This is a genomic window from Methylobrevis albus (assembly GCF_015904235.1).
GTDB classification, from domain to species: Bacteria; Pseudomonadota; Alphaproteobacteria; order Rhizobiales; family Pleomorphomonadaceae; genus Methylobrevis_A; species Methylobrevis_A albus.
The window spans coordinates 96970-108680 of the sequence record NZ_JADZLT010000049.1 but is presented as its reverse complement, the minus strand read 5'-3'; the positions used below and the strand labels follow the sequence as shown (position 1 = coordinate 108680).

Sequence of the window (11711 nt, the reverse complement as noted above, 5' to 3'; positions counted from 1 at the left end):
GCCTCTGCACGAGGACCGCATGGCGCGGGAAGCCGTTCGGCGGCGGAACAGGCGTCCGCCGCCGCTCAGTCTTGACGGTTCACCGGCGGGGCGGGGCGCCTGCCGGGCAGCGGGCTCAGGCGAGGCCGAGGGTCTTCAGGATCGCTTCGGTGCGCGCGATCTCGCTCTCGAGCGAGGCCGCGAACTCGTCGCCCTTCAGGTAGATCTGCGTCCAGCCGCGCTTCTCGCACTCGGCCTTCCAGGCATCGGACGCGACCATCGCGTCGAGCAGCGCGACGAGCTTCGCCTCGTCGTCGGCCGAGATCTCCGGCGGCGCGAACACGCCGCGCCAGTTGAAGAACTCGACGTCGACGCCCTGCTCCTTGAAGGTCGGCACGTCGATGCCGGCGACGCGCGTCCCCGACGAGATGCCGAGCGCCCGCATGTTGCCGGCCGCGACCTGCTCGGAGAACTCGCCCCAGCCGGAGATGCCGCACGACACCTGGTTGCCGAGGATCGCCGCCTGCGCCTCGCCGCCGCCGGAATAGGCGACATAGGCGACCTTGGTCGGATCGGCGCCGGCCGCCTGGGCGACGAGGCCCGCGGTGATGTGGTCGGTGCCGCCGGCCGAGCCGCCGGCCCACGAGACGGCAGCCGTGTCGGCCTTCAGCGCCGCGATCAGGTCGGCCAGCGTCTGGAACGGGCTCTCCTTCGGCACCACGATCACTTCGGCCTCGCCGGTGAGGCGGGCGATCGGGGTGGTCATCGACAGGTTGACGGGCGCCTTGTTGGCGATGATCGCGCCGACCATGACGAGGCCGCCGATCATCAGGCCGTCGCCCTGGCCCTTCCACTGGTTGATGAACTGCGGCAGGCCGACGATGCCGCCGGCGCCGCCGACGTTGGTGACCTGCGCGGTGCCGATCAGGCCGGTCTGGCGCAGCACCTGCTCCATCGTGCGCGCGGTCTGGTCCCAGCCACCGCCCGGGTTCGCCGGCACGAAGAAGCGGAACTGCGCGAACATCTCCTCGGCCGCCGCGAGGCGGGCGGTGAGCGGCAGCGCGGCGAGGCCGGCCGTCAGGGCGAGAAAGTGGCGTCGATCGAAATGCATTGTCGTTCCTCCCACGTGGATGTCCACGTCGTTTCCGGCGCGCGTGCCGCCCGGGGCTCCTCCCCCGGACGGCGGCGCCGTCGTGCTTGCCGGCCGCCCCGGCGAGGCCCGGCGCGCGGTCGGCGCCATCGCCTGGCCCGGCCCCGTCACCCGGCCGCGCGCCGCGGCGGCGGATCGGTCTGCGGCCTTCGGCGCCACTCGGATCGATTTAGATCCGCGGCGGCGCGAGGCCGTTCGAACGCGCGGACGATGGCCCACCAATCTGTCACCAACCTGTCGCCTCCCCTTGCGGCCGGGCGGCGCTTGCTGCCACAGTCGGCGCCGAAGGGAAGCCGCGGCCAACGCGGCGGGACGCGATGCGCATACTGCTGGTCGAGGATGCGGAGGATCTCGGGCTCGCGGTCGAGCGCCACATGACCCGGCAGGGCCACGTGGTCGAGCGCGCCCGCGACGGCAACGACGGCGCCCATCACCTCGCCACCGCCGAGTTCGACGCCGTGCTGCTCGATCTCAACCTGCCCGGCCTTGAGGGCACCGTGCTGCTCGAACGCCTGCGCCGGCGCGGCGACAGCGTGCCCGTACTGATCATGACCGCCCGCGGCGACGTCGAGGACAAGGTGCACCACCTCGGCCTCGGCGCCGACGACTACCTCGTCAAGCCCTTTGATCTGCGCGAGCTCGACGCCCGGCTGCAGGCGCTGTTCCGCCGCCGCCACGGCCTCGGCACCAGCCGTCTCACCCTCGGCAACCTCACCTTCGACGCCGCCGCCCGCCGCGTCAGCATCGACGGCGCGGCGGTCGAGCTCGGCGGCCGCGAGTACCGGCTGCTCGAATATTTCATCGTCGGCCGCGGCCGGGTGCTCTCCAAGGAGCAGATCCTCGACCACCTGTTCAGCCTCGACGACGACGTCGGCATCAACGCCGTCGAGCTCTACGTCTCGCGGCTGCGCCGCAAGCTGGAGGGCGCGAGCTTCGAGATCCGCACCATCCGCGGCCTCGGCTACGTCGCCGAGATCCGGCGTGGCTGAGGCGGGCTCCTATTCGATCGCCCGCCGCCTCGCCGTCTGGGGCGGGCTGTCGGTGGCGGTGTTCCTCGGCGTGATGGCGACGATCATCTTCGCCTTCTCCGAGCGCGCCTCCGACGAGGCCTACGACCGGCTGCTGCTCGCCGCCGCCCTGTCGGTCGCCGACGCGGTGCAGATCGTCGACGGCGAGATCAGCGCCGACATCCCGCTCGCCGCCTTCTCGATGCTGGCGATCGAGAAGCAGGACCGGATCTTCTACCGCCTGCACGACGACCGCGACCGCACCATCACGGGCTATCCGGATTTCACCCCCGCGCTCAGCTTCCCGCGCGGCCGCGACGTCACCTTCGCCAATGACGCCTTCCGCTCGTTTCCCGTGCGCATCGCCGCCGCCCGCCGCCTGATCACGGTCGCCGGCGCGCCGCGCTGGGTCACGGTGGTGATGGCCGAGACGCTGGACTCGCGCCGGGCGCTCGCGGCCGAGATCCGCGCCTATGCCATGGTGCCGCTGGTGCTGGTGGCGGTCGCCGCCGTGGTGATGATCCCGTTCTCGATCCGCCAGGCACTGAAGCCGGTCGCAGCCCTCGACCGTGACCTGACACTGCGCGAGCCGGCCGACCTCGGGCCGGTGCGGATGGCCTCCGTGCCGGTGGAGATCGCGCCGCTGGTGGTGACGCTCAACCATTTCGTCGAGCGCCTCGCGACGACGCTCGGCCGCAACCGCGCCTTCCTCGCGGAAGCCGCGCACCAGATCCGCACGCCGCTCGCGAGCCTCCGTTCCATGGCCGAGATCGCCGCCACCGAGACCGATCCCGCCGCCCTCGCCGACCAGGTCCGCCGCATCCACCGCAACGCGGTGGCGACGGCGCGGATCACCAACCAGCTGCTCGCCGACGCCAGCATCGCCAACCGGCTGCAGCTCGGCCGTACCGAGCCAGTCCGCCTCGACCAGCTGCTCGCCGGGACGATCAACGACGTGCTCGCCTACCAGACCGTGACCTCGATCCGGCTCGAGATTGCCGAGGGCGCCGAGGGGCTCGTCGTCGACGGCGAGCCGGTGGCGCTGCGCGAGGCGGTGCGCAACCTGATCGACAACGCGGTCGCCTACGGCCCGGCCGACGGCCCGGTCGACGTGGCGCTCGCCCGCGACGATGCCGGCCGGCCGGTGATCGAGGTCGCCGACCGCGGTCCGGGCGTGCCCGACGCCGACAAGGCGCGCATCTTCGGCCGTTTCGAGCGCGGCGGCCTCGGCGGCAGCGGGCTGGGGCTCGGGCTCGCCATCGTCGCGCGGGTCGCCGAAGCGCACGGCGCCAGGGTGGTGCTCGCCGACCGCGCCGGCGGCGGCCTCGCCGCCCGCATCGTGTTCGGCGCCGAACCGATCGAGGCGACCGCATGAGCCGGCCGACCAGAGCTTTCCGCGCCGCGCTCGCCGCCCTCGCCCTGCTCGCCGCCGGACCGGCGCTCCCGCGGCCGGCGGCCGCGGCCGAGCAGCTCGTCGTCGCCGGCTCGACCGACATCGACGCGATGGCGCCGGTGCTGAAGGCCTTCGAGGCGCTCTACCCCGAGATGCGGGTGATCTACCACGAGCGCGAGACGGTCGGCCTCTACGAGGAGGTGCTCGACGGCACGCTGCTGCCGCCGCCCGACGTCGTGATCAGCTCGGCGACCGACCTGCAGATCCGCCTCGTCAACGACGGCTTCTCGCGGCCGCACGTTTCGGAGGCGACGCGGCGCCTGCCGGACTGGGCGATCTGGCGCGACGAGGCCTTCGGCTTCACCTTCGAGCCGCTGGTGTTCGTGGTCAATCCGGCCGAGATCGACGGGGACGACGTGCCGCGCACCCGCGAGCGCCTCGCCGCGCTCATCTCCGGCGACCCGGCGTTCCGCGGCCGCGTCGCCACCTACGACATCCGCCAGAGCGGTATCGGCTATCTGATGGCGAGCTTCGACCAGAGCGCGATGAGCGACTTCTGGCCCTTCGTCGCCCGCGTCGCCGAGGGCGGGCTGATGACGGCGTGCTGCGCCGGCGAGGTGGTCGAACTGGTCGCCTCGGGCAAGGCCGCCGTCGGCTACAACGTGCTCGGCTCCTATGCCCATGCGCGCAAGGCCGCCGGCGCGCCGATCGAGATCGTCTATCCGGAAGACTTCATGTTCGTGATCGCGCGCGTCGCCTTCATCATGAAGGACGCGCCGAACGTCGCCGCGGCGGAGCTGTTCATCGACTTCCTGCTCTCGGAGGCGGCCCAGCGGGTTTTCGCGCACGAGTCGATGCTGTCGGCGATCGATCCCGCGATCACCGACGGGCTCGGCCAGACCACGATCCGCGCCGCGGCACGCGGCCCGATCCGGCCGATCCCGCTCAACGCCGCGCTGCTCGCCATGACCGACCCGCTGCGCCGGCAACGCTTTGTCGACCTCTGGTCGCAGGTCACCGGCAAGTCGCCGGCCGAATGAAAGAGGCTCAGAACAGCGGCAGCGTCGGCCCGCCGGGCGCCGCCGGCAGCGTTTCGGAGACGTGGAACGGCACGTCGAGCCGGGCGAGCAGCCCTGCAAAGAACCGCCCCTCCGGGTCGGCGATGTCGGCGGCGGTGTAGCTGACGATCTCGATGCCGGCAGCGCCGAGCCGATCCCTGCGTCGCCGGGCGGCGCCGGGAGTCAGCGCCGACTGCGCGGCGAGCAGCGCCAGCGGCCGGCCGCCGAGCCAGGCGGCGAAATCGACCTGCACGAAGTCCGCTTCCGGCGCGCCGCCACCGCTGTCCGGGGCATAGAGAAAGGCGCGCGGCAGCGGCGCCGGGCCTGAAAAGATGAAATCCTCCGGCGCATAGAGCCCTTCGAACGGCGCCAGCCGCGCGGCGAGGTCCGGCCTTGCCTCCGCGACCGCGCGGTTCAGCGCCGCGAACCAGCCCGCGACGAAGCGCACCCCTTGCGCGTTCCACGCCCCGGTCATCCGGGCGAGCGCGCCTTCGAGGCGTTGCGCGAGGCCGGCCGGGTCGCCCGGGGCGAGCGGCGGCAGGTCGGCGCCGCAGGCGTTGAGCCGGATGAGGCCGCCGGGGCCGGGCGGGGCGACGGCGAGCGGCACGGCTGCATCGAGCTCGGCGCGGCCGTCGCCGAAGCGCACGATCCGCACCGCGTCCGGCGACCAGCGCTCGACGCCGTAGGGGATCAGGATCGGGAACGGGACGACGGTCCGCATCGCAGTCCTTTCCGCAGGATCTTCAGCAGATCGGGAGCAGACCGGCGGGGTTGCCGGCCGGTCCGCTCCCGTTCGATAGCATGCCGGCGCGCCGCCGGCTGCCGGCTTACTTGATCGCCTGCGGGTTAATCGGCGAGCCGGTGCCGCCCGTGATCACCAGCGGCGGGCCGCAGAAGAAGAACTCGTAGATGCCGTCGGCGGCGCAGTCCTCGGCGAGTTCCTTCAGGTAGAAGATCTCGCCCATGCAGAGGCCCATCGCCGGGATCACCACCCAGTGCCACGGCTGGTTCGCCTCGCCGGTCTCGTTCGGCCGCACCTCGACGCCCCAGGTGTCGGAGCAGATCGCGGCGATCTCCTTCTCGTGGCACCAGTAGCAGTTCTCGAACTTGACGCCCGGCGCATCGCCGCCGGCATAGCCGCCCCAGTCGCCGGTCTTCAGGCGCTGTTCCATCTGGCCGGTGCGCACGATGACGAAGTCGGCGCGGCGGATCTCCACCCCTTGCGCCGCGGCGCAGGCGTCGAGTTCGGCGTTGGAGATGCCGTAGCCGTCTTCGAGATAGTCGACGCCCTTGAAGCGGGCGATGTCGAGCAGCACGCCGCGGCCGTTCATCTTGTCGCGCGAGTGCTCGATGCCGAGCACGCCGAGGCCGCGCGAATCGATCAGCCGGGCGTCGTGGCCGTTGTAGGCCTTGTCCTCGTAGAAGATGTGGCCGAGCGCATCCCAGTGCGTCGCGCCCTGGACGCAGAGGTTCAGCGTGTCGTCGGCGTAGCGCAGGCCGTTCCAGTCCTGATTGCCGGCGACGGCGTCGGTGCCGGTCGCCAGCATCTGGTGGATCGGGTTGAAGCGGCCGCCGAACAGGCCGTTCTGCGGGCCTTTCGAATCGAGCGGAATGCCGAGCGCGAAGGCCTTGCCCTTGCGGATCAGCTTCGCCGCCTCGACGATATGCTGCGGCTCGACGAAGTTGAGCGTGCCGCTGTGATCGTCCTCGCCCCAGCGGCCCCAGTTGGAGAGCTTGCGCGAGGCCTCGGCGATCGCGTCCGTGCCGACCTTGATGTCCATGGAACTGTCCTCCCGTTGCGGCCCGGGCTTCTGACCGCCGTGCGGCCGGCCCGGATTGTCGTCTGGTTCAGGCGAAGCGGCTTGAGCGGGGCGATGCGGCCCGGATCAGGCGAAGGGATCCGGCGCGCCCTCGGGCAGCGGCACGTGGAACGCGTTGATCGTCATCGAGATCAGCGTGTAGTAGCCGAGCACCCCGACGAGCTCGACCGTCGTCTCGAGCCCCAGCGCCGCGATGGCGCGGTCGTAGGTGGCATTCGTCACCTGGCGCGTCGTGTGCAGTTCGCGCGCGAAGGCATAGACCACCGCGTCGTCCTCGGCCGTGAACACCGGCTCGGCGCCGGTGCGGATCGCCTCGGCGACGGCCGGATCGACACCGGCTTTCAGCGCGATCGGGCAATGCACCGCCCATTCGAAACCGGCCTTCCAGAAGGCGCCGGTGACGAGGATCGCGAGTTCCGACAGCCGCGGCGGCAGCTTGGTGTCATAGCGGCAGAAGGCGCCCAGCGCCTGCGCCCGGTCGGCGAGCTTCGGGCTCATCAGCCAGACCCGGAGCGGCCCTTCGACGATGCCGCGCGGCCCCGACAGGATCTCGTCGTGCACGCGCTTCTGCTCGGGGTTAAGCGCAGCCTCATCGAGGACGGGCGGACGGGTCATGCGGCTTTCCTCCGATCGGCCGCGCATCGGCGGCACTCGCTCCCGCGATGCGAGGCGATTTGTTTATCGGTTGATAATTTGCCGAGCCGGGCGGTGCTGTCAACGGGGGATGGGGAAAATCGCGTGGGCTGAACGGTGGGGGAGAGGGCGCTGGATCGCCACGCCCCGGCTTTTCCCTCGCCCTTCGAGACAGCCGCTACGCGGCTTCCTCAGGATGAGGGAAAAGGATAAAGGCTTGCAATAAAAACGGAAATTGAGGAGGCCTCATCCTGAGGAGGGCCGTCAGGCCCGTCTCGAAGGACGAGGCCGGGCGCACCGGCCGTCTCCGTTTGCAAGGCGGGACCGCAAGAGGTTGATCCCGACCGACCGGCGCCGTCCGGAGCCACAGCGGGCGATCCATCACCCTCGTTCGGCGCCCGTCCCCCGCTCACAGGCGATGCATCGGGCGTTCGGGGGGGGGGGCGTCGCCGAGAGCGCGGGGATCCGCGGATGGTCCCCCCCTCCCTGACCCTCCCCCTCGAGGGGGGAGGGGACGGGTAGTCAGAGAGTCGGGAGTGCCGCTGCGAAGTCGGAGTTCATTTGCGCAAAGCCAACAATCCCCTCCCCCCTCGAGGGGGAGGGTCAGGGAGGGGGGGACTGGCCGCACAGCCCGGACGCCCCTGCACGACAGGGTCGACCTGCCATCCCAATCCACCGCCTGCCCGGTGATCGACGCCGTATCGGCCCCGGCGAGGAACGCCCCCGTGCGCGAGGCGCCCTCTCCCTCACTCCACCGGCGGCGGGGGCGGGGGCTCCTTGGCCTTGCCGTCGGTCTTCGCCCACCAGATCTCGGGGAAGCCGATGTTGTATTCGGGCAGGGCGTCCGGGCGGCCGAAGCGATCCCAGTAGGCGACGCGCGCCTTGCGCAGGGTCCAGCCGGGCACGACGTAGTGGTTCGCGAGCAGCACCCGGTCGAGCGCGGCGACGGCGGCTTCCAGCGTCTCGCGGTCGGGCGCCTGGATGACGCGGCGGATCAGCGCGTCGACCGCCGGATCCTTGATGCCGCCCCAGTTGCGCGAGGCCTCGCGGTCGGCGGCCTCGGAGCCGAAGAAGTCGAGCTGCTCGTTGCCCGGCGAGTAGCTTTCGGGCCAGCCGGTGTAGATCACGTCGAAGTCGCGGGCGCGCAGGCGGTTGACGTATTGCGAGCTCTCGACGACGCGGATCCTGAGGTCGATGCCGATCAGCTTGAGGTCGGCCTGATAGCGGGTGGCGACGCGCTCGAAGGCCGGGCCGTTGAGCAGGAACTCGAAGCTCACCGGGCGGCTGGTCTTGGTGTTGATCAGCTTGCCGCCCTGCAGCGCAAAGCCCGCGTCGGTGAGCAGTTGCAGCGCCGCGCGCAGGTTGGCGCGGTGATCGGTCGGGTTGGCGACGACCGGGTTCTTGTACTCGGCGGTGAACACGCTCTCGGGCACCTGATCCCGGACGCTCTCGAGGATTTCGAGTTCCTTGCCTTGCGGCAGGCCCTTCGACGCGAACGGCAGGCCGAAGAAATAGCTGCTGATCCGCTCATAGGCGCCGAAGAAGGTGGTGCGGTTCATTTCCTCGAAGTTGAGTGCGAGGTTCAGCGCCTCGCGCACGCGGATGTCCTGGAACAGCTCGCGCCGCACGTTGGGCACGAAGCCGACCATCAGGCCGGACGAGCGGTAGGGCTCCTCGAACTCGGCCTTGATCACCCGGCCGTCGCGCACGGCGGGGAAGTCGTAGGCGGTCGCCCAGTCCTTCGCCGTCGACTCGATGCGCCAGTCGTACTGGTCGGCCTTGAAGGCCTCGAGCTCGACGGTGCCGTCGCGGAAATACTCGTAGCGGATCTCGTCGAAGTTGTTGGTGCCGACGTAGACCGGCAGGTCCTTGCCCCAGTGGTCCGGAACCCGCTTCAGCGCCACGGTGCGGCCGGGCACGATGCGGTCGATCCGGTAGGGGCCGGAGCCGAGCGGGGCCTCCAGCGTGGTCTCGGCGATGTTGCGCGTCGCGCCGTTCGGGCCCATCCCCTCCCACCAGTGCTTCGGCAGCACGAGGAGCTGGCCGACGATCTGCGGCAGCTCGCGGTTGCCGGTCTCGTCGAAGCGGAAGGTGACCTCGCGCTCGCCGGTGATCTCGGCGGCGACGACGTGCTGGTAGTAGAAGCGCTGGCTCGGGCTCAGCTCCTTCAGCTTCTCGAACGACCAGACGACGTCCTCGGGCGTGACCGGCTCGCCGTCGTGCCAGCGTGCCTCGGCGCGCAGCCGGTAGGTGACGGAGGAGATGTCGTCCGGCACCTTGAGGCTTTCGGCGAGCAGGCCGTATTCGGTCGAGATCTCGTCCATGGCGCTGGTCATCAGCGTCTCGTAGATGTTGCCGAGCCCCGCCGCCGCATCGCCCCGCGGCAGGATGATGTTCATCGAATCGAAGCCGCCGTTGACCGAGAGCCGCACGACGCCACCCTTCGGCGCGTCGGGGTTCACGTAGTCGAAATGCGGAAAGTCGGCCGGATACTTCGGCGTACCGACGAGCGACGAGGCGTGGCGCCATTCGCCCTCGGCAGCGGTCGGGGCCGCCTCCGCCGGCGCCGGCGCTTCCTGCGCGTTCGCAAGGCTCGAGACCATCAGCGCGAGCGCCGGCCCGAACACGATCAAGCGACGAAGACCCGAAACAGCCACCAGCACGCCTCCCCAGTTGCAAGGTCCGGCCACGAAGGGTCGGAGCCTCGAGCGTTTCATCTTCGCGGGCGGGATGCAAACCCGGCCGAGGGCACCACGGCCCTGCCGGAGCCAAGCTCCACCGTCATCACGATGAGATTATGGCGGAGACCGCGGGAAATCAGGGTCCACGGCGGCGGCATGACGAAGAATTCATCGCGGGGGGCCAGCGGTCAGAGATCGAGCACCAGCCGCGCCGAGCGGGCTCGCGACACGCAAGTGACGATGCTGCGCCCCGCCGCCTTCTCCGACGGGGTCAGGTAGACGTCCTGATGGTCGGGCGCGCCGTCCAGCACGGTGGCAAGGCAGGTGCCGCAGGCGCCCTGTTCGCAGGAGGTGGCGATGTCGACGCCGGCCGCGCGCACCGCTTCCACGATGGTCTCGCCCGGCGCCACCGCCAGTGTCAGGCAGGAGCGCGACAGGGCGAGCTCGAACCCTTGCGAGCGATCGAGCGGGCGGGCGTTGGCGAAATATTCGAAATGCACCGCCGCCTCGGCCCAGCCGGCGGCGGCGGCCTGCGCGCGTACCAGCTCGATGAAGCCGGCCGGGCCGCAGACGTAGAGATGCCGGCCGCCGGTGCCCCCCACCGATCCGCCGGCGAGCAGCCCGGAAATCGCCGCACTGCGCGCCTCCGCATCGAGCCCGAGCTGCGGCCGGAACGCCGATCCGAGCCGGCCGAGCTCGGCGCCGAGCGGCAGCCGGGCGGCGTCGCGGGCGAAGGCGTGGAAGGCGAACGGCCGGCCGCCGAGCGCCAGCGTCTTCGCCATGGCAATCAGCGGCGTCACCCCGATGCCGCCGGCGAGGAACAGCGTCGCGCCGGCGTCGCGGCGCAGCGGGAAATTGTTGCGCGGCTCCGACAAGGCGACGAGGTCGCCGACGCGCAGGGTCTCGTGCAGCGCCGCCGAGCCGCCGCGCGATTGCGGCTCGCGCTTCACCGCGATCAGGTAGGCCGTCGTCTCCGCCGGACCGTTCAGCAGCGAATATTGCCGGACGAGGCCGTTCGGCAGGTGCACGTCGATGTGGGCGCCGGGCTGGAAGCCGGGCAGCACGCCGTCCCGCGGTTCGAGCCGGAACAGCGCCACGCCATCGCCGGCCGGCTGCTTCTCCGCTATGCGCATCGTGAGCGCCGGCCGCCGGCCGAAGGCGGCCGCGGGCGGCAGGTCGGCCAGTTCCGCCGGCAGCGGCTCGATCGGCGCCGCGTCGGGCGCGGCGGGGGCGAGCGTTGCGGCGGCCGCCTCGATCGCGTCCCGCAGCGCCGTCAGCACGCCGTTCCAGTGCCGCAGCACCTCGAGTTCGGCGTCCGCGGTCGGCCGGCCGTGCCGCAGCGCCCGGATCACCGCGCGGCCGGCGGCGAGCGGCTGCACGAGGACGGTGATCGCGACCGGGTCGTCGCTGCCGGGCACGCCCGCCGTGAATGCGAGCGCGAGGTCGCCGATCCGCCGCGCCGCGCGGCCCGTCCCGATCGCCTCCGCGGCTGCTGCCAGCCGCTCGGCGACGAACGCCGCTGGTGCATCGACGGGAAGCGGGCGCAGCGGGAAGGCGTCGGCGTCGGCAAGGCCCGGAATCTCCGGCACGCCGGTCGCCGCCTCGCCGGACCAGACGAGGCCGTAGCGCTCGGCGGCCGGGAAGGTGCGGTTGGCGATGGTGCGCGCCGGCGCGTCGGCGGGATGGGCGGGGATATAGGTGCAGGCCGAGGTGCGGTTGGCATAGCGCCAGCCGTGATACTGGCACTTCAGCTCGAAGCCTTCGTTGACGCCGATCGAGAGTTTCACCCCGCGGTGCAGGCAGCGGTTTTCCCAGACGTTGACGTGGTCGTCGTCGGCGCGCCAGACGGCGACCTCGCGCCCCGCCAGCGCGCCGTGGAAGACGTGGCGGTAGGCGAGGTCGCTGCCGGAGGCGATCGGGTGCCAGCCGGCGCCGGGGATTGCTTCGCTCATGTCGGTCCTGAAACGGCAAGACGGTCGGGGCGGGGCGG

At 71.4% G+C, this 11711-nt stretch carries 9 protein-coding genes; 3 read left to right on the top strand and 6 right to left on the bottom strand.

Annotated elements, in window-relative coordinates:
- Positions 1 to 115: 115 nt before the first annotated feature.
- The gene (locus I5731_RS07770; RefSeq protein ID WP_197310795.1) at positions 116 to 1090 is read right to left on the bottom strand and encodes a Bug family tripartite tricarboxylate transporter substrate binding protein; all 975 of its coding nucleotides are present in this window, start codon (positions 1088 to 1090) and stop codon (positions 116 to 118) included.
- 356 nt (positions 1091 to 1446) lie between these two features.
- Between I5731_RS07770 and I5731_RS07765 the strand changes: the two genes are divergently transcribed.
- Genes I5731_RS07765 through I5731_RS07755 form a run of 3 tightly spaced genes read left to right on the top strand, consistent with a single transcriptional unit; the run spans position 1447 to position 4569 of the window.
- Positions 1447 to 2118: a response regulator transcription factor gene (locus tag I5731_RS07765; RefSeq protein WP_197310794.1), complete on the top strand. Its 672-nt coding sequence runs from the start codon at positions 1447 to 1449 to the stop codon at positions 2116 to 2118.
- Positions 2111 to 3511: a sensor histidine kinase N-terminal domain-containing protein gene (locus tag I5731_RS07760; protein ID WP_197310793.1), complete on the top strand. Its 1401-nt coding sequence runs from the start codon at positions 2111 to 2113 to the stop codon at positions 3509 to 3511. Before I5731_RS07765 ends, I5731_RS07760 begins: the two co-directional genes overlap by 8 nt.
- Positions 3508 to 4569, top strand: coding sequence for an ABC transporter substrate-binding protein (locus I5731_RS07755; RefSeq protein WP_197310792.1), 1062 nt, complete (start codon positions 3508 to 3510; stop codon positions 4567 to 4569). The genes I5731_RS07760 and I5731_RS07755 overlap by 4 nt, the downstream gene beginning before the upstream one ends.
- 7 nt (positions 4570 to 4576) lie before the next feature.
- Here the strand turns inward: I5731_RS07755 and I5731_RS07750 are convergent, their stop codons facing one another.
- From I5731_RS07750 to I5731_RS07730, 5 genes are all read right to left on the bottom strand, one after another.
- Positions 4577 to 5308, bottom strand: coding sequence for a hypothetical protein (locus I5731_RS07750; RefSeq protein ID WP_197310791.1), 732 nt, complete (start codon positions 5306 to 5308; stop codon positions 4577 to 4579).
- A 106-nt stretch (positions 5309 to 5414) separates the two neighbouring features.
- Positions 5415 to 6368, bottom strand: coding sequence for a cyclase family protein (locus I5731_RS07745; RefSeq protein WP_197310790.1), 954 nt, complete (start codon positions 6366 to 6368; stop codon positions 5415 to 5417).
- Positions 6369 to 6473: 105 nt separating this feature from the next.
- On the bottom strand, positions 6474 to 7022 hold the full coding sequence (locus I5731_RS07740; protein ID WP_197310789.1) for a carboxymuconolactone decarboxylase family protein: 549 nt from the start codon (positions 7020 to 7022) through the stop codon (positions 6474 to 6476).
- Between the two features lie 764 nt (positions 7023 to 7786).
- Positions 7787 to 9643, bottom strand: a complete 1857-nt coding sequence (locus I5731_RS07735) for an extracellular solute-binding protein (protein ID WP_197311160.1) — start codon at positions 9641 to 9643, stop codon at positions 7787 to 7789.
- 266 nt (positions 9644 to 9909) lie between these two features.
- On the bottom strand, positions 9910 to 11673 hold the full coding sequence (locus I5731_RS07730; RefSeq protein ID WP_197310788.1) for a Rieske 2Fe-2S domain-containing protein: 1764 nt from the start codon (positions 11671 to 11673) through the stop codon (positions 9910 to 9912).
- Positions 11674 to 11711: the final 38 nt, after the last annotated feature.

Coding starts and splice junctions, on each gene's coding strand:
- I5731_RS07770 (WP_197310795.1), bottom strand. CDS start 1,090: ATGCATTTCGATCGACGCCACTTTCTCGCCCTGACGGCCGGCCTCGCC.
- I5731_RS07765 (WP_197310794.1), top strand. CDS start 1,447: ATGCGCATACTGCTGGTCGAGGATGCGGAGGATCTCGGGCTCGCGGTC.
- I5731_RS07755 (WP_197310792.1), top strand. CDS start 3,508: ATGAGCCGGCCGACCAGAGCTTTCCGCGCCGCGCTCGCCGCCCTCGCC.
- I5731_RS07750 (WP_197310791.1), bottom strand. CDS start 5,308: ATGCGGACCGTCGTCCCGTTCCCGATCCTGATCCCCTACGGCGTCGAG.
- I5731_RS07745 (WP_197310790.1), bottom strand. CDS start 6,368: ATGGACATCAAGGTCGGCACGGACGCGATCGCCGAGGCCTCGCGCAAG.
- I5731_RS07740 (WP_197310789.1), bottom strand. CDS start 7,022: ATGACCCGTCCGCCCGTCCTCGATGAGGCTGCGCTTAACCCCGAGCAG.
- I5731_RS07735 (WP_197311160.1), bottom strand. CDS start 9,643: ATGGTCTCGAGCCTTGCGAACGCGCAGGAAGCGCCGGCGCCGGCGGAG.
- I5731_RS07730 (WP_197310788.1), bottom strand. CDS start 11,673: ATGAGCGAAGCAATCCCCGGCGCCGGCTGGCACCCGATCGCCTCCGGC.